A 16,978-nucleotide genomic window follows, 5' to 3' on the forward strand; every position below is an offset into this window, starting at 1 on the left:
CGGACTGGTCGGGGCGGCGGTCACAAGAGGGTGGCTATTCCGGCGGCGCGAGAGCCGGACGACCGTCCGACGGCCTACTCCGAGTCCCGCCGCCGCGCCCGCCGCCGGTACTCCCCGTAGGGGTCCTCCGGGCTGAACGGCGCGGGCGCGCTGTTGGCGGTCGGGCCGTCGCACTCGGGACAGCAGTCGCCGAGCGTGTACACCGGCCGATCGTGGGTCGCCTCCCAGTTCGCGCAGACGCGAATGTCGGATTTCACGGGTAGAAAGGTGTCCGCGGAGGGGTTACTCGTCGTCCTCGCGGCGCTCGCGGTGGAAGTCGCCGGCGCCGCCGCGGCCCTCGATCGCCTCGCGGGCGCGGGCCGCGGCCGCCTCCAACTGGTCCTCGGCCGTCTTGTAGTCGGGCGCGCGGACCTTGATCCGGTACTCGGGCGAGCCGACGTAGCCGACCTCCAGGTCGACGCCGTCCGGGATCTCGCCGTTGCCCTCGGCGGCCTCCAGCGCGGCCTTCACGTCGTCGACGCCGTCGGGGGCCGCGGACTCGAGGTCCACGTAGCCGGTCACGTCGACGTACGGCACCGAGACGTTGTCGCGGGCCGCCTCGACGATCGCCTCGCGGGCGTCGTCGTCGAGGTCGACGCCTTCGAGCGCCTCGCTCCCGCTTATCGCCGCCGCCTCGAAGGCGTCGTACAGCGAGTCGTACTCGGCGAGGAGCGCGTTGGCGACCGTGGTGTAGCGGTCGTCGTCGACATCCTCGCCCAGCGCGATCAGCATCCAGTTGTCGGCCTTCTGCGAGTTCTTCCAGGCCTGTATCTTGTCCTTCCGCTGGTGTTCGTTGACGTCTTTGATCGACAGATCGATCTGGTTCGCGGACTCGTCGACCTCGAGCACCTTCGCGACGACCGTCTGTCCCTCGCGGACGTGGTCGCGGACGTTCTTGATCCAACCGGAGGCGACCTCGCTGATGTGACAGAGGCCGCGCTTCTCCTCGTACTCGTCGAGGTCGACGAACACGCCGAAGTCGGCGATCTCGTCGACGTCGCCGACCACCAGCTCGCCGGGTTCGGGCCAGCCGCTGTACTTCATACGGGGTGGGTGAGGCGGTTACCGCGCCTCAACGGTTTCGACGATCTCGCCGTGGAGCTCCGCCTCCCCGCCGGTCGGGGTCGCGAGCGTCGTGCCGCAGACCGCACACGACACCACGGAGGAGGCCTTGCCGAAGACGACCTGTTCGTTCTCGCAGTCGCCGCAGGCGACGCGGTGGAAGCTTCCCGCCATGCTTACTCCTGGAACGTGAGCCGGCCGGCGCGCCATCCCTCGCGCATGTGGGCCTTGCCGCAGTCGCCGCAGCGGTACTTCAGGTGGGTCTTCTTGGTCGGCTTGTCGCCACCGGGGACCTTCGAGTACCCGCCGGCGTTGCCGATCGTCGCGAGCGCGCGGCGTCGCTGGCGCGCGTCTCGCTTCATTCCGGTCGCCCGACCCGATCGAACCTTCTCCACTTCGTGCTCCTGATGGGAGTCACAGTGTGGACAGTACGTGTTGAAACGACGTGGCATCTCCATGGATATCGACCTTGAGTCGCGGTTCGTCGCCGACGCTTAAAACGGGTTTGGTCTGGCTCCCGGCCGGCGATCGGGCCCGCGGAGCGGTCGAGATACCCGCGCGCCGCCCGGCCAGTTATCCCTCCCACTCCGCGACCGCCCGCACCGGCGACCCGTCCCCGCCGCGCAGGCGGAGCGGGAACGCGTACAGCCGGAACCGCGCCGGCAGCCCGTCGAGCCCGCACAGGTTCTCGACGATCGGGAGGCTCTCTTTTAAGAGGACGTCGTGAGCGGGCGTGCCGTCGGGCTCGTCGCTCGCGGGCGCGACGTTCGTCCTCGCCGCGGTCGGCGTCGGATCCGGCCCGAACGCGTCGACGCCGACGCCGACGCCCCGGTCTCGGCACCGCGCCGCGGCCGCCTCGGTCAGGTACGGGTGGTCGCGGTACCGGTCGCTCCCCCAGTGGGCGGCCCAACCGGTCCGCAGGACGAGGAGGTCGACTCCGAGATCGACCGCGTCCCCTCCGTCCCCGAGGAGCCTCGCCTCGTTCTCGAGCGCATCGGCCGTGATCGCCTCCCGCGGCCTCAGCGGCCGGAGGTCGACGAGGCGGGCGTCGAACGCGAACCGACCCGGGTCGACCTCCTCGACGGTCGCTCCCTCCGAGAGCGTGTGGCGCGGCGCGTCGAGGTGGGTCCCGGCGTGGGTGCCGGTCCGGAGCTCGCTCGTCGCGTAGCCGTCGGCCTCGTGGGTCGCGTCGGGCGCGAGCGTCACCTCGGGGTCGCCGGGGTAGGTCGGCATCCCCGTCTCGATCGGTCGCGAGAGGTCGCGGAACACGGGTCGGGGTGGGACGCGGCGACGCTTAAAAGGGCGGGCGAACGGGCGCCCGGCCCCGGCGGCACCGTCCGTCGACCGCGGGCTTCGTTTCTCGATCGCGCCGACGCCGTTTTCCGGCCGGTGGCGCCGTTCTCCGACCGCCGGCGCCTCCCCCGACTTCCGCGGCCAGAACGTATTTCCTCCGGCCGCCGTTCGGTGCGTCCATGTCGAAACTGCCGCTCGACGCCTACTACGACCTGACGCAGATCGGCGAGGTCGCCGTCTCCCCCTCCGGGGACCGCGTCGCCTTCACCGCCACCGAGTACGACCAGCGCGAGGACGAGGCCGTGGCCTCGCTGTTCGTCGTCCCGACCGACGGCTCCCGCGAGCCGCACCGCCTGACGAGCGCGTCCGGCGCCTCCGCGCCGGCGTGGGGCCCCGAGGGCGACCGCCTCGCGTTCGTGGCCGCCCGCGACCGCGACGCCGAGCGGCGCGTCGGCTGGCGGGACCGGGAGGAGGAGAGCGACGGAGACGAGGCCGAAACGGCGGACGACGAGAACGGCGCGTCCGGCGACGACGCGTCCGGCGAGGACGACGAGGCGGGCGACGACGAGGGCGAGGGCGCGCCCGGCGACGACGAGCCCAAGCCGCAGGTGTGGCTGTTCGACCTCGCGCTCGGCGGCGACGCGCGGCAGGTCACGGAGCGCGACGAGGGCGTCGCCGACTTCGACTGGTCGCCGTCGGGCGACCGGCTAGCGATCGAGTCGCGCGACCCGACCGACGAGGAGACCGACTACCTCGACCAAGTGCGCGAGGAGGGCGGGCCGATCGAGACGACCCGCCTCCAGCACAAGCTGAACGGCGTCGGCTGGACCGACGAGGTGACGCCGTACCTGTTCGTCGTCGACCTCGACGATCCCGAGAGCGACCCGCGCCGGCTCGACGACGCGTACGGCGGCGGCGCCTTCCAGGACGTGACCGGGATGGACCCTCACTGGGGCGACGACGGCCGGATCGCGTTCACCTCCTGCCGGCTCGACCGCCCCGACGACACCACGGTCCGCGACGTCTACGCGGTGTCGCCCGAGGGCGGCGACGCCGAGCGGCTCACCGGCGGCGACCGCTCTCACGGCGTCCCGACGTGGCGCCCCGGCGCCGGCGAGCTGGTGACGGTCGCGGGCGACCCCGACGACCCCCCCGCGCCGGCCGAGGTGTACCTCGTCGACGGCGACGCGGACGGCGAGGGGGACGCCGAGAGCGTCGCCTCTCTCACCGTCGACCTCGACCGGACGGTCGCCCGCGGCGGCGCGCCGCGCTGGGTCGACGGCGCCATATACGTCCCGATCGCCGACGAGAGCCACACGCGGCTGGTCCGCGTGGAGACCGACGGCTCCGTCGAACGCGTCTTCGCGGCGCAGGGCCGCGACCGCGCGCTGGCCGGCTTCGACGTCTCGGCCGACGGGTCGACGTCGGTGATGATCCTCTCGGACCCGATCGACGGATCCGACCTGTACGCGGTCGACGTCGACGACCTCGATTCGGAGACGGAACCGAACTCGTTCCTGCGGCTCACCGCGGTCAACGAGTCGCTGATCGACGAGTTCGCGATGCCGGAGGCCACGCGCGTCGGGTGGGAGTCGGACGGCTGGACGCTCGACGGCGTCGTGTATCACGACCCCGAGATCGAGCCGACCGGGGGCGACCACCCGCTCGTGGTCGCGATCCACGGCGGACCGATGTCGTACGACGAGCCCGTGTTCAGCTTCGCGCACGCCGCGCTGACCAGCCGGGGGTACCTCGTGTTCCGACCGAACTACCGCGGGGGCACCTCCCGCGGCCGGGAGTTCACCGCGGAGCTGACCGGCGCCTGGGGAACCGCCGAGGTCGACGACATCGCTGCGGGCGTCGCGTCGCTCGCGGACCGGGGCTGGGTCGACCCCGACCGCGTGTTCGGTCACGGCTTCTCGTACGGCGGGATCGCGCAGGGGTTCCTCGTCACCCGAGAGCCCGACCTCTTCGCCGCCGCCGCGCCGGAGCACGGCATCTACGACCTCCGGTCGGCGTTCGGCACCGACGACACCCACACGTGGTTCGAGGCCGAGTACGGGCTCCCGTGGGAGAACCCGGAGGCGTACGACGCGTCGACCGCGATCCTCGACGCCGGGAGCATCGAGACGCCGCTGCTCGTGATGGCCGGCGGCGAGGACTGGCGGTGCCCGCCCTCCCAGTCCGAGCAGCTGTACGTCGCGGCCCGGAAGCAGGGGGTCGACGCCGAGCTGGTCGTCTACCCGGACGAGCACCACAACATCGGCGACCCGGACCGGGCGATCCACCGGCTGGAGAAGATCCTCGACTGGTACGAGACGCACGACTCGGCGGCGGACGGCGGCGACTGAACCGCGGTCGGCGTCGCCGCAGAGGGGCCTTCGGGCTCAGTGCTCGACGAACTCCACGAGTACCCCGCCCGTCGACCGCGGATGGAGGAACGCGACCTCGTGGCCCCACGCTCCCGGACGCGGCTCCTCGTCGACGAGGTCGACGCCGAGGTCGTGGGCGCGGTCCAGCGCCCCGCGGAGGTCGTCGGTCGCGAGCGCGACGTGGTGGATCCCCGGCCCCTCCCGGTCGAGGTAGTCGGCGATCGCGCCGCCGTCGTCGGGCTCGAGGAGTTCGAAGTAGCCGCCGTCGAGTTCGAGGAAGACGACGTCCATCCCGTCGAACGTCTCCTCGTGCGCGATCGGCGCGTGGAGCAGGCCCTCGAACAGGTCCGCGAGGTCGGCGGCGTCGCGCGTCGCGACGCCGACGTGATCGAATCGCATACGACTCGGATCCGGCGCCGCCGACTTATAAGAACCGAGCGACGGTCGGGTCCCTCGCTCCGCTCACCGGAATCAAAAGGTTTGGGTAGGCCCCGCGGGAATCGAGGATCGACTCTACCAGTGAGCGACTCACAGACCGACGCGGCGACGGAGCAGATGACGTCGCGGAACATCCTCGGCTCGCTGCTCGAGAGCGCGCTCCACGAGATGAATCGGGAGCGCTCGGGGCTGCTGCTCTCCGGGCTGTCGGCGGGGCTCGACATCGGGTTCGGCCCGCTGATGATGGCGGTGATCCTGACGCTCTCGCCGGGGAGCTTCGGCGACCTCGGGACCGAACTGCTGTTGGCGAGCGTCTACTCCATCGGGTTCATGTTCGTCATCCTCGGCCGCTCGGAGCTGTTCACCGAGCACACGACGCTGGCCGTGATCCCGGTGCTCGATCGGCAGGCGTCGGTCAGGCAGTTGGGCCGGCTCTGGGGGTGGGTGTACGTCGGGAACCTCGCCGGCGGTCTGCTGTTCACCCTGCTCGTGACCCTGTTGATGCCGGAGCTCGGCGTCGTCGATCCCGAGTCGTTCGAGACCATCGCCCTGAAGCTCGTCGACCACGACCTCCCGTGGCTGTTCGTCGGCGGGGTCTTCGCCGGCTGGCTAATGGGCCTGCTGGCGTGGCTCGTGACGGCGGCGCAGGAGACGACCGCCCGAATCCTCCTCGTGCTGATCGTCACCGGGACGATCGGACTGCTCCACCTCCCGCACTCGATCGCGGGCAACGTCGAGGTGCTGTTCGGGCTGATCGTCTCGGACGCGATCTCGCTGTCCGACTACGTCGGGTTCCTCGTGCTGTCGACGGTCGGCAACGCCTTCGGCGGCGCGGTGTTCGTCGCGCTGCTGAAGTACGGTCACGTCGTCCGCGGCGCGGACTGAGGACCGGCGGCGCGGCGGTGGCCGGAGCGGTCGACTGTCGTCGAGATTTATACCGGTGGTCGACGAATCGGCCTCACATGGAGCTCTCCAACACCGAATCGATCGCCGGCAAGGAAGTGACCGAGACGCTCGGGCTCGTCCGCGGGAACACGGTCCGCGCTCGCAACGTCGGCCGCGACATCACGCAGGGCCTCCGCAACCTCGCGGGCGGCGAGCTGAAGGGGTACACCGAGCTGATGACTGACGCCCGGGATCAGGCGCAGGACCGCATGATCGAGGAGGCGGAGGCGCTCGGCGCCGACGGCGTGATCAACGTCCGGTACACGACCTCCTCGATCGCCGACAGCGGCGCGGAGATCCTCGCGTACGGGACCGCGGTGCGGCTTCGGTAGGTCGCCGCCCTACCGCCCCGGCTTGTACTCGCCGAACTCGTCGCGGAACACGTCCGATATCTCCTGGACCGTCGCGTACGCCTTCACGGCGTCGACGACGTGCGGCATCACGTTCTCGGTGCCCCGCGCGGCCTCGCGAAGCGACCCGAGCGCGTCCGCCACCGCGTCGTCGTCGCGGTCGGCCTTCACCTCCTGCAGGCGCTCGCGCTGGTTCTGCTCCTGCTCGGGGTCCACCTCTTCGAGGTCCATCTCCGGCTCCTCGTCGACCGCGTACTCGTTGACCCCGACGATGATCCGCTCTCCCTCCTCGACCTCCCGCTGGCGCTCGAAGGCGACGTCCTGTATCTGCCGCTGGACCCACTGGCTCTCGACCGCCTCTAACATTCCGCCGCGGCGGTCGACCTCGTCGAGGATCTCGAACGCCTCCTCCTCGATCCCGTCGGTGAGGCTCTCCACGTAGTACGACCCGGCCAGCGGGTCGATCGTGTCGGCCGCGCCGGACTCGTGAGCGAGGATCTGCTGGGTGCGCAGCGCGGTGCGGACCGACTTCTCGGTGGGGAGCGCGAGCGCCTCGTCTTTCCCGTTGGTGTGGAGGCTCTGGGTCCCTCCCAACACGGCCGCGAGCGCCTGATACGCGACGCGGACGACGTTGTTCTCGATCTGCTGGGCGGTGAGGGTGGAGCCGCCGGTCTGGGTGTGGAACTTGAGCTGTTTCGACTTGGGGTTCTCCGCGTCGAACCGCTCCTCCATGATCTTCGCCCACATGCGCCGGGCGGCGCGGAACTTCGCGGCCTCCTCGAAGACGTTGTTGTGGGCGTTGAAAAAGAAGGAGAGCTGCGGGGCGAACTCGTCGACGTCGAGGCCGGCGTCGATCGCGGCCTGCACGTACTCGATGCCGTCGCCGAGGGTGAACGCGACCTCCTGGGCCGCGGTCGAGCCCGCCTCGCGGATGTGGTACCCCGAGATGGAGATCGTGTTGAAACTAGGGGTCTCCGCGGCGCAGAAGTCGAAGATGTCCGTGATCAGCCGCATCGACTGCTTCGGCGGGTAGATGTAGAGGTTCCGCGCGATGTACTCCTTCATGATGTCGTTCTGAATGGTGCCCCGGAGCTCCTCGCGCGGGACCCCTTGCTCGTCGCCCATCGCGACGTACATCGCGAGGAGGACGGCCGCGGGGGCGTTGATCGTCATCGACGTCGACACCTCGTCCAAGGGGATCCCGTCGAAGACCGTCTCGAAGTCGTCGAGGGTGTCGATGGCGACGCCCGAGCGCCCCACCTCGCCCTCGGCCATCGCGGCGTCGGAGTCGTACCCCATCTGCGTCGGGAGGTCGAACGCCATCGAGAGCCCGGAGGAGCCCTCGTCGATGAGGTAGTTGAACCGCTCGTTCGTCTCCGCGGCGGTGCCCATCCCCGCGTACTGGCGCATCGTCCAGAGCCGGCCGCGGTGCATCGTCGAGTAGACGCCGCGCGTGTACGGCTCCTCGCCCGGGTTCCCGACGTCCTCGCGGTAGTCGTGGTCGGGGACGTCGGCGGGGGTGTACAGCGGGTCGACCTCCTGGCCGCCCGTGTCGGTGGTGAACGTCTCCTTGCGCTCCCCGAACCGGTCGACCGTCTCGCCGTAGGTCCCGGACTCCCACGACTCCTTGGCCTCCCGAATCTCGGCCAGTTCCTCAGGATCGTACATTAGTGAACCAGTCGTCCGAACGCGACTTAACCCTTTTCGGGAATGGCGTAACGCCGACAGTTCGACGACGGCGACGGGGCGAGGGAGAACCCCTCCGCCTGCGACCGGGGCGGACCGCCGGCGACGACGCGACCGGCGGGGTCAGACGGGTCGGCCTCCGGTACTCAGACCCCGAAGGTGGCTCGGAGCATGTCCCGCGTCCCGGGTCCGAGCCCGACGGCCAGCACGGTGATGAGCAGCATCAGCGTGTAGCGCGGCGACTCCTCGAACATCTCGCCGTTGAACACCCAGACGACGAACGTCGCGGCCGCGAGCTTGACGAGGAGGAACGGCCACGCGTCGCCGGTGACGGCGAGGACCGAGTCCGGGAGGAGCCGCCCGGTCCAGTTCACGATCAGCGCGTTGACGACGTGTTTCGGCACGAGGTTCGCGGTCCCGGTCAGCGCCGGCATCCAGTTGAGCCCGATCACGTTGGCGACGCCGTCGATCGCGTGGCCCCAGATGATGACGATCCCCGCGGCCCCCGTCCCCTGCCGGACCGTCGGTTCGTACGCGGTCGCGAGCTTCCAGGTGGCCGCCGTCGAGACGGTCGCGAGGAGCAGCGTGAGCGCGAGCACCTGCGGGTAGAACTCGACGTAGTCGGTCGCGGCGGCGAGGTACGAGAGGTAGCCGAGCGAGGCCGCGAGGGCGAGCGTCCCCATCGCGAACAGCGGTCGGGCGTAGTCGTCGACGACCCCGCGGTCCGCCAGCGCGTACGCCGCGATGACGCAGGCGAGGGTGACGCCGAACGCGGTGAAGTAGATGAACGGGCTGATCAGCACCGCGCTCGCGGGGAAGGGGATCAGCGGCTCCGTGCCGGCGCGGACCGCGGCGACCCCCGAGTCCTCGACGGTGCGGAGCGCGCCGCCGAGCAGCATGAACGGGAACAGCGCGTAGAAGAACCGCAGCTCGTCGCCGATATCCAACCGGCGGAGCAGGAAGACGACGCCGATCAGCATCCCGAGCAGAACGACCACGTAGCTCACCGTCGAGACGGTGGTGTACCCCGGGAACGCGACGACTTCCCCAGCGTCGACGGCGGCCTGACACGCGCCCGAGCCCCCGAGCAACTCCGTGCCGCCAGCGTCCCGGACGGCGCACTGCGCCCCCTGCCCGTCGGCGACGACCGGTCCCCAGAAGTACCGCCAGACGAACCGATCGTACACGGCTCGCGGGAAGACGACCGATCCGACCGCGAGCAGGAGCGCGACCCCGCCGACGACCGCCGCCCACGCCCGCTCCGGAGACTGCCTGATCCGTCCGGCGACCGGTGTGCTCATGACTCCCGTTCGGAGTGTTCCCGAGTTGAGCGTTCCGGTCCCGGCTCGCCTCGTCGTCGTCCGCGACGGGTCCCGAAGAGCGCGACGCGGCGCGGAGCCCCGCTCAGATCGGCGGGCCGTCGGCCTCGAAGTCGGTGCCGAGGATGATCATGGTCTGCGACCGCGAGAACCCGTCCATCTCCGCTATCTCGTCGAACATCAGATCGCGGAGGCTGTCGGTGTCGGCGGCGACGACGCGCAAGATGACGTCCCACTTGCCGGTCGTCAGGTGGATCTCGCTGACGCCGTCGATGTCGCGGAGCCGGTCGAGCGCGTCCTCCTCGCGTCCCTGCTCGATGCGGAGTCCGACGAACGCGCTGACGCCGTAACCGACGGCCTTGGGGTCGACCTCCGCGTGGTACCCCTCGATGACGCCGGCCTCCTCCATCCGCCCCACTCGGTCGTGGACGGTCGCGCTCGACATGTCGATCCGCCGCGCGATCTCCGAGAACGGCGTCCGAGCGTCCTCTTGGAGGATCCTGAGGATGGCGCGGTCCGTCTCGTCGAGTTCCATGGCCGGGCCTACGTCGGGAGCGGACTTTTCAGTTCCGGCGTTTCGGCGTCGCTACGGGTTGTATTCTCAACACCTCCGGCCACTCGCCGGGCGGCCGATCTCCGCCCGAGACGCCGGCCGAGGCGATTCGTCTGAGTACGTCTCGGGCGGGATTCCGTCCGATTACGCCTCGGCCGGAGTCTCGAACGACCCCTCTCGGATGGCCGCTTCCGCCGCCGCGAGCGCCTCGTCGGCGTCGAACGCGTCGACGATCTCCCGCAGCTCCTCGTGAGACGCGTCCGCGAGGTCTCGCGCGTGCGACGCGACGTTCGGCACCGCCCGGATCAGGTTGTCGACGATCGGAACGTCCGCGGTCCGCGGCGACCGGCTCCCGGGATTCAGGTCGACCACGATCTCCGTCTTCCCCATCGCGTCGAGCGCCGCCGCGCGGTCGCCGTCCTCCAGCGGGACGACCACGACGTCCGCCGCCTCGATCCCGTCGGCGTCGACGACGCCGCGAGCGTGCGACAGCCCGGGGATCTCCCCGTCGCCGGCCATGCCCTTGACCCGGTCGGCGCCGTGCTCGCGGAGGTGGTCGGCGATGCGCCGGACGCGCTCGTCGGTGTGGTTGAAGAGGTTCACTTCCAGGTCGGCGTCGACCGCCTCGGCGAGCGCGACCGTCTCCGCGGGGGCGAGGGCCGCGACGTTGCCGTTCACCGAGATCACCGGACGGTCGGCCGTCAGCAGGGTCGCCGCGGCGGCGCGCGCGGCGCGGTCGGCGCTCGGGAGGGTCCGCTCGCCGAGGAGGTAGTCGAAGGCCTCCGCGCGTCCCTGGGCGATGAGTCCCTGCTTCGATGTGATCCCCTTCTTCACCCCCTCCTCGATCCGGTGGCGCGTCACGAGCGAGGCGTACCGCGGGTGGTCCTCCGGGACCTCCGTCTCCGTCATACCGGAGCGAGGCGGCGCGCCGATTAAAGTGGACCGTTCGCGGCCACCGTGTGGCTCCGGTACCCGTACGCACAAACGTTAACATGGGTTACTTCGTAGCGCCACACGGGATGGATCGCACTGGCAAGTACACGATCGTGGACGCGTGCAACGACCACGGGGCGATCACGCTCCGTGAATACCCCCGGAACGGGACGCTGTACGTCGTCGAGTACGACGATCCCGACGTGGAGGCCGAGCTGTCGTCGCTCGACGCCGGCACGGTCGTCGAGCTCGACCTGCGGCGCGCTGGTCGCCGGGGCAACGCGTGGTGCGCGGAGTCCGCGCGGCCGGTCGATCCGGCGTAACGCGGCGGATCGATGCGGCTTCGCGCGCGGTCGGTCCGTCCGCTTCGACGTCCCCGCTTTTTCCCCGCTCAGGCCACCCCGATACGCTCGCGGTACGTCCCGTACTCCGCCTCGAACACCGCCATGATCTCGCCCATCGTCGCGTACGCCTTCACCGCCGCGACGATCGCGGGCATCACGTTCTCGCCGGCGTCGACCGCGTCGCGGAGGTCGTCCAAGGCGGCGTCGACCGCGTCGTCGTCGCGCTCCGCCTTCACCGACTCGAGCCGGTCGAGCTGGCGCTCCCGGGTCGTCTCGTCGACCCGGAGCAGGTCCGGCTCCGTGTCCTCTTCGACCTGATAGGCGTTGACGCCGACGACGGTCTCCTCGCCCTCGTCGACCCGCTCTTGGTACTCGTAGGAGGCCTGCTGGATCTCGCGGTGGAAGTACCCCTGCTCGATCCCGGCGAGCACCCCGTCGCGGACCGACCCGTCGCCCATCTCTCGGATCTCTTCGATATACGCGGTCGCCTCCGCCTCCACCTCGTCCGTGAGCGCCTCCACCGCGAAGGAGCCGCCCAGCGGGTCGACGATGTCGGCCGCGCCCGACTCCTCCGCGATGATCTGCTGGGTGCGGAGCGCGACCCGCACGGCCCGCTCGGAGGGGAGCGCCAGCGCCTCGTCGAAGGAGTTGGTGTGGAGGCTCTGGGTTCCCCCCAAGACGCCCGCCAGCGCCTGTAGCGTGACGCGGACGACGTTGTTCAGGGGTTGCTGGGCCGTCAGCGACTGGCCCGCGGTCTGGGTGTGGAACTTCAACTGCTTCGAGGCGTCGGCCTCGGCGTCGTACCACTCGTCCATGATCCGCGCGTAGATCCGACGGGCGGCGCGGAACTTCGCGACCTCCTCGAAGATCGAGTTGTGCGAGTTGAAAAAGAAGGAGAGCTGCGGGGCGAACGCGTCGACGTCGAGCCCGCGGTCGAGACACGCCTCGACGTACGCGAACCCGTCGGCGAGGGTGAAGGCGAGCTCCTGGACCGCGGTCGAGCCCGCCTCGCGGATGTGGTACCCCGACACCGAGATCGGTTTGAACGAAGGGGTCTCGTCGACGGCGAACTCGATCGTGTCCGTCACCAGGTCGAGGGAGGGCTCCGGCGGGATCACCCACTCCTTCTGCGCGATGAACTCCTTCAGCATGTCGTTCTGGAGGGTCCCCCGAAGCTCCTCGCGCGGGACACCTTGCTGGTCCGCGATGGCGACGTACATCGCGTAGATCACCGGCGCGCTGGGGTTGATGGTGAAGGAGGTGGACACCTCGCCGACGTCGATCCCGTCGAAGAGGACCTCCATGTCTCGGAGCGTGTCGACGGCGACGCCCTCCTTGCCGACCTCGCCGAGCGACATCGGGTCGTCGGAGTCGAGCCCCATCAGCGACGGCATGTCGAAGGCGGTCGAGAGCCCGGTCTGGCCCTCGTCGATGAGGTAGCGGAAGCGCTCGTTCGTCTCCTCGGCGGTGCCGAACCCCGCGAACTGCCGCATCGTCCACGTCCGGCCGCGGTGCATCGTCGGGTAGACGCCCCGGGTGTACGGCTCCTCGCCGGGGAAGCCGAGGTCCTCGCCGTAGTCGAGGTCGGCCACGTCCGCGGGGGTGTACAGCCGGTCGACCTCGTGGTTCGACACCGTCGCGAACCGCTCGTTCCGCTCGCCGTGCCGGTCGAGGGTCGGGTCGAGCGTCTCCGCCTCCCACGACTCCTTGGCCTCGCGGATTTCGGAGAGCTCCTCGTCGTCGTACATGCCGCCCGCTACCCGCCGGACTCATATAAATATTCATTACAATTTGCCGCGCGGCCGGCCGGATTCGCCGGCGGTCCGAATCGCCACCGACCGTTATGAGGGCTCGGAGTCAATCCCCACCCATGACCGACCCATCGGAGTCCCCGACGCCGCCCGAAGGATTACCGCCGAAGCTCGTCAAGCAGCTGAAAAACTGCACACCGGAGGAGCTCCGTAAGGCGATCGTCCACGCGCAGGAGCTGCTGCACTACCACGAGGAGACGGAGCTCCCGGTCGACGCGGAGGCCGGCGAGGACATCCTGCGCGTCACCGAACACGAGGGATACACCGAAGTCGTGAAACAGTACTCCTGTCAGGAGGGCTGTGACGACTGTCCGCACGGGCCGTACCTCTACCACGTCACCGAAGAGACCCTTCCGAACGGAACTCACGAGACCCACTGGTCGTTCATCGGTCGCGTGAACGCCGATGGGGAGTGACCCCGACCGCGCTGTGGGTTCGATCGCCGTCCGGCGGTGACCGTCGGCGTCGAGCCGGTCACGGGTTCAGCCCCCAGATACCGGCTCGGAGGAACACGAGCACCGGAATGATCTCCAGGCGGCCGATCCACATGTGGAAGAGGAACATCGCCTCCGCCGCCGGCGACATCGACGGGCCGGTGATCCCGGACGAGAGCCCGACGTTCCCCTGTGCGCTCGCGACCTCGAACAGCGCGTCGGCGTAGCCGAACTCCGAGCCGGCGACGTTGACCAGCACGAGGCTCCCGACGACGAGCGCGACGACCCACAGCAGCGTGACGATGGCGGCCTCGCTGAACTCCCGCTCCATCGTCTCGCGGTCCAGCGTGCGGTCGCCGATGCGCGCGGTGACGACGGCGTTGCCCGGGAGGAACACGCGGGAGAACTGCCAGATGATTCCGCGAGCGGCCGTGTACGCACGAATGATCTTGATCCCGCCGACCGTGGACCCGGCGGCGCCGCCGAGCACCATCGCGACGACGACCAACACCTTCGCGCCCGCGACCCAGCTCCCGATCGGCGCCGACTGGAAGCCGGTGGCGGTCAGCGCGCTGATCCACTGGAACGCCGAGTCCCGGACCGCGTCGAGCCCCGCGCCGTCGAGGAGCGGAACCGGGAACGAGAGGAACGACTCCGTCGCGAACGCGCCGGCGGCGACCGGAACGGACGCGGCGTTCTGTATCGCGAGCACGGCGACGCCGGCCCCGAGCAGCGCGAACAGCCACCTGGTCTGGAGGTCTGCGACCAGTTCGCGTACGCTCCGGTCCCTGAGCACGACGTAGTGGACCGGGAACGCGATCGCGCCGAGGACCATGATCGGCAACAGCACGACCTCGACCAGGGGGGAGCCGTACGTCGCGATCGAGTTGTCGGTGACGGAGAACCCGCCCGTCGTCAGGCCGGTCATGGCGTGGTTGAGCGCCTGCCAGGCGATTTCGCCGAGCGAGAGCGACTCGGCGTAGTCGCTCTCGCTCGCTCGGATCGCGACGAACAGCATCGCGAACGCCAGCAGGGTGTAGCCGACCACGAGCTTCCAGACCGTCCGGACCGTCGAGACGACGCTCGGGTGGATCTTCTGCTCCCGGGCCTCGCTCCTGTAGAGCGCGTAGCTCCCGCTTCCCGGACGCGAGAGGATGGAGACGGTGAGGACGATGACGCCGACGCCGCCGACCCACTGGATGAACGACCGCCACCACTGCACTGCCCGCGGCAATGACGGCTCGTGGACGGCCATCGTCAGCCCGCTCCCGGTCCAGCCGCTCATGCTCTCGAAGAGGGCATGCAGGGGGTCGCGGAAGTAGGCGAGACTGGAGACCGTCGTGGTCCCTCCGACGGCGATCGGCTCCCACGAGGCCGTGTCCGCGGCGGCGGGGACGAACGCGTCCATGACGGCGGACGGCGTCAGCCACGCCGTGAGGAACAGCGGGAGCGCCCCGAAGACGGCGACCATGAGCCACCCGCCGGCGGCGATCACCATGCCGTGTTTCATCTTCGGGTCTGGGGCGTCGGCGAACCGCCGATTCGCGAGCCCGCCGACGAGGGCCGTCGCGCCGCCCGCGACGAGGAAGCCGAGCGCGGCGTGAAACTCCCGGAACGCGAGGGCGACGACAACGGTGACCGTCATCAGCCCGGCCTCCATCAGGAGGAGCGAGCCGACGTCGCGGGCGATGACTCCCAGGTCGGTCGGGAGCCGGCCGCCGTTCCGCTCGGACATCTCAGTCGTGGTCCTCCTGGTGGCCGAACACGTCCGTCACCTCTGGCGTCGCGCCCTCTCCCGAGTACACCGTGAGCAGGTCGCCGGCCTCGATACGCGTGTTGCCCCGGGGGGTTATGGGCGTCCCCTCCCCGTCGCGCTCGACGGCGATGATGAGGGTCTCGCCGCCGATGAGATCCGCCTCGTCGGCCTCGCGCAGCGTCTTCCCGGCGATCGGCGCGTCCGGACCGACGGTGATCTCGAACACCTCCGCCTCCTCGCCGATGTGCATGAAGTCGACGACCGACGGTCGGCTCACCGCTCGGTAGAGGTACTCCGCGATCAGACTCTGCGGGTTCTGCATCGTGTTGATGCCGATCTGTTCGAACACGTTCATGTGCTCGGGGTTGTGGACGACCGAGACGATGTTCGGCACCGACAGCTCTTGCGCCAGCAGACAGACCATGATGTTCGTCGCGTCCTGATCCGTCGTCGAAATGAGCGCGTCCGCGCGATCGGCCCCGGCGTCGAGCAGCGTCTCCTTCGAAGTCGCGTCGTCGTTGATGACGAGGCAGTCGTACCCCCGGGACGCCCGCTCCGCCCGTTCCTCGTCGCGCTCGATCACGACGACCTCGTTGCCGCTCTCGGTCGCGAGCTTGACGAGCGGCGTCCCGATATCGCCCGCGCCCACGACGATCAGATACATGTGTCAGCGGTTCAGGAGCGACCACCGAAAGCCTACCGCAATCCGCCGAGAGGCGCGGGACCCCGCCCTCAGCGCCCGCCGAACAGCCGCTCCCACAGCGACCGCGAGGACGGCCGCTCCGCGAGCAGCACCGGGGTGTCGAGCGTCTCTATCGTCTCGAACGCCAGCGACCCGCGGACGATCCGCGAGAGCAGTCCGCGCTCGGTCGCACCGACGATAACGAGGTCGTACTCCTCGCCGACGCGACCGATCGTCTCCTCGACGCCGCCCGTCTCGACGCGCAGTTCCGCGTCGCCGAGGCCGTGGCCCGCCGCCCAGTCGGTGAGGAATTCCCGGCCGGCCGCCTCGTCTCCCGGGTCGACGACGTACAGCAGCGAGACGTCCACGTCGATCTCGTCTCGGAGCGCCCTCGCGACCTCGGCGGAGAGGTCGGAGGAGGGACCGCCGGCGGTCGGCACGAGCACCCTCGAGAGGTCCAGCCGTTCCCCGTCCAAGACGAGGAAGTCGCACGGGAGGTCGTGGGTGAGTTCTTCCAGCGAGCCCTCGGCGCGCCCACCCGCGAACCGCGTCCCGCCGTAGCCCATCACGACGGTGTCGGCGTCGTTCGTCCGCGCGGCGTCGAACACCTCCTCGATCCCGCGGTGCGAGAGGATCGTCTTCGTCTCGATCGGCACGTCGAACGCCTCGGCGTCGGCGGCCGCGGCGGCCAACAGCTCCTCGGACGAGTCGTCGAGGTCGGTCCGGTTCTCGGCCGCCTTCTCCAGCGACGTCTGGTCCGGAACGGTGACGATGTGCGTCGCGAGCACGCGACCCCCCTCGTGACTCGCGACCGCGCCGGCCAGCGTGACGAGCGCGCTCTCCGTGCGCGGGTTCGACACGGCGACCATCACCGTCGGCCCGTCGGTTCCGACCCCGTTCGCCGCCCCGAACGCGGTCACGACGCCCTCGGTGGCCGCCCGGTCGCTCGTTCGTCCGGTTC

18 protein-coding genes and 1 pseudogene are annotated in these 16,978 nt (G+C 70.0%); 5 read left to right on the top strand and 14 right to left on the bottom strand.

Annotated elements, in window-relative coordinates:
• Positions 1 to 74 precede the first annotated feature (74 nt).
• The 5 genes from DJ75_RS04665 to DJ75_RS04685 form a co-directional block, all read right to left on the bottom strand.
• Positions 75 to 257 carry an RNA-protein complex protein Nop10 gene (locus tag DJ75_RS04665; protein ID WP_094523008.1) on the bottom strand — a complete coding sequence of 61 codons (183 nt, stop codon included), beginning with the start codon at positions 255 to 257 and terminating at the stop codon, positions 75 to 77.
• A gap of 25 nt (positions 258 to 282) precedes the next feature.
• On the bottom strand, positions 283 to 1,083 hold the full coding sequence (locus DJ75_RS04670) for a translation initiation factor IF-2 subunit alpha (protein ID WP_094523010.1): 801 nt from the start codon (positions 1,081 to 1,083) through the stop codon (positions 283 to 285).
• An 18-nt stretch (positions 1,084 to 1,101) separates the two neighbouring features.
• On the bottom strand, positions 1,102 to 1,275 hold the full coding sequence (locus DJ75_RS04675) for a 30S ribosomal protein S27e (RefSeq protein WP_008004084.1): 174 nt from the start codon (positions 1,273 to 1,275) through the stop codon (positions 1,102 to 1,104).
• 2 nt (positions 1,276 to 1,277) lie between these two features.
• Positions 1,278 to 1,559: a 50S ribosomal protein L44e gene (locus DJ75_RS04680; RefSeq protein ID WP_053771189.1), complete on the bottom strand. Its 282-nt coding sequence runs from the start codon at positions 1,557 to 1,559 to the stop codon at positions 1,278 to 1,280.
• A 115-nt stretch (positions 1,560 to 1,674) separates the two neighbouring features.
• Positions 1,675 to 2,370: a cyclase family protein gene (locus tag DJ75_RS04685; protein ID WP_094523012.1), complete on the bottom strand. Its 696-nt coding sequence runs from the start codon at positions 2,368 to 2,370 to the stop codon at positions 1,675 to 1,677.
• 203 nt (positions 2,371 to 2,573) lie between these two features.
• Here DJ75_RS04685 and DJ75_RS04690 point away from each other — a divergent pair, with 203 nt between their 5' ends.
• On the top strand, positions 2,574 to 4,745 hold the full coding sequence (locus tag DJ75_RS04690) for a S9 family peptidase (protein ID WP_094523014.1): 2,172 nt from the start codon (positions 2,574 to 2,576) through the stop codon (positions 4,743 to 4,745).
• A gap of 36 nt (positions 4,746 to 4,781) precedes the next feature.
• Here the strand turns inward: DJ75_RS04690 and mce are convergent, their stop codons facing one another.
• Positions 4,782 to 5,165 (bottom strand): methylmalonyl-CoA epimerase, encoded by a 384-nt coding sequence (gene mce, locus DJ75_RS04695; protein WP_094523016.1) that lies wholly within the window; start codon positions 5,163 to 5,165, stop codon positions 4,782 to 4,784.
• Positions 5,166 to 5,285: 120 nt separating this feature from the next.
• On the opposite strand from mce, the gene DJ75_RS04700 reads away from it, so the two are divergent.
• Together DJ75_RS04700 and DJ75_RS04705 are read left to right on the top strand one after the other, a co-directional pair.
• The gene (locus DJ75_RS04700; protein ID WP_094523017.1) at positions 5,286 to 6,089 is read left to right on the top strand and encodes a formate/nitrite transporter family protein; all 804 of its coding nucleotides are present in this window, start codon (positions 5,286 to 5,288) and stop codon (positions 6,087 to 6,089) included.
• A 77-nt stretch (positions 6,090 to 6,166) separates the two neighbouring features.
• Positions 6,167 to 6,481 (top strand): YbjQ family protein, encoded by a 315-nt coding sequence (locus DJ75_RS04705; RefSeq protein WP_094523019.1) that lies wholly within the window; start codon positions 6,167 to 6,169, stop codon positions 6,479 to 6,481.
• A gap of 9 nt (positions 6,482 to 6,490) precedes the next feature.
• On the opposite strand, the gene DJ75_RS04710 is transcribed toward DJ75_RS04705, so the two are convergent.
• The 4 genes from DJ75_RS04710 to DJ75_RS04725 all read right to left on the bottom strand — a co-directional run bounded on the left by DJ75_RS04710 (position 6,491) and on the right by DJ75_RS04725 (position 10,966).
• Positions 6,491 to 8,167 carry a methylmalonyl-CoA mutase gene (locus DJ75_RS04710; RefSeq protein WP_094523021.1) on the bottom strand — a complete coding sequence of 559 codons (1,677 nt, stop codon included), beginning with the start codon at positions 8,165 to 8,167 and terminating at the stop codon, positions 6,491 to 6,493.
• Between the two features lie 164 nt (positions 8,168 to 8,331).
• Positions 8,332 to 9,486, bottom strand: a complete 1,155-nt coding sequence (locus DJ75_RS04715; protein WP_094523023.1) for a DUF63 family protein — start codon at positions 9,484 to 9,486, stop codon at positions 8,332 to 8,334.
• A gap of 103 nt (positions 9,487 to 9,589) precedes the next feature.
• Positions 9,590 to 10,039 carry an Lrp/AsnC family transcriptional regulator gene (locus DJ75_RS04720; protein ID WP_094523025.1) on the bottom strand — a complete coding sequence of 150 codons (450 nt, stop codon included), beginning with the start codon at positions 10,037 to 10,039 and terminating at the stop codon, positions 9,590 to 9,592.
• 162 nt (positions 10,040 to 10,201) lie between these two features.
• Positions 10,202 to 10,966 (bottom strand): phosphopantothenate/pantothenate synthetase, encoded by a 765-nt coding sequence (locus DJ75_RS04725; RefSeq protein WP_094523027.1) that lies wholly within the window; start codon positions 10,964 to 10,966, stop codon positions 10,202 to 10,204.
• A 110-nt stretch (positions 10,967 to 11,076) separates the two neighbouring features.
• Between DJ75_RS04725 and DJ75_RS04730 the strand changes: the two genes are divergently transcribed.
• Entirely contained in the window at positions 11,077 to 11,313 is a 237-nt protein-coding gene (locus DJ75_RS04730) for a hypothetical protein (protein ID WP_094523029.1), read from the top strand.
• Positions 11,314 to 11,381: 68 nt separating this feature from the next.
• On the opposite strand, the gene DJ75_RS04735 is transcribed toward DJ75_RS04730, so the two are convergent.
• Positions 11,382 to 13,082, bottom strand: coding sequence for a methylmalonyl-CoA mutase (locus DJ75_RS04735; protein WP_094523031.1), 1,701 nt, complete (start codon positions 13,080 to 13,082; stop codon positions 11,382 to 11,384).
• Positions 13,083 to 13,204: 122 nt separating this feature from the next.
• Between DJ75_RS04735 and DJ75_RS04740 the strand changes: the two genes are divergently transcribed.
• Positions 13,205 to 13,561, top strand: coding sequence for a hypothetical protein (locus tag DJ75_RS04740; RefSeq protein WP_094523033.1), 357 nt, complete (start codon positions 13,205 to 13,207; stop codon positions 13,559 to 13,561).
• Positions 13,562 to 13,619: 58 nt separating this feature from the next.
• Here DJ75_RS04740 and DJ75_RS04745 read toward each other — a convergent pair whose 3' ends face one another.
• From DJ75_RS04745 to DJ75_RS04755, 3 genes and pseudogenes are all read right to left on the bottom strand, one after another.
• Positions 13,620 to 15,314, bottom strand: coding sequence for a potassium transporter TrkG (locus DJ75_RS04745; RefSeq protein WP_094523035.1), 1,695 nt, complete (start codon positions 15,312 to 15,314; stop codon positions 13,620 to 13,622).
• Position 15,315: 1 nt separating this feature from the next.
• Entirely contained in the window at positions 15,316 to 15,999 is a 684-nt protein-coding gene (locus DJ75_RS04750; protein WP_094523037.1) for a TrkA family potassium uptake protein, read from the bottom strand.
• Positions 16,000 to 16,067: 68 nt separating this feature from the next.
• A pseudogene (locus tag DJ75_RS04755) lies at positions 16,068 to 16,907 on the bottom strand (universal stress protein); the annotation flags it as partial.
• Positions 16,908 to 16,978: the final 71 nt, after the last annotated feature.

This window comes from Halorubrum sp. Eb13 (assembly GCF_002252895.1).
GTDB lineage: Archaea > Halobacteriota > Halobacteria > Halobacteriales > Haloferacaceae > Halorubrum.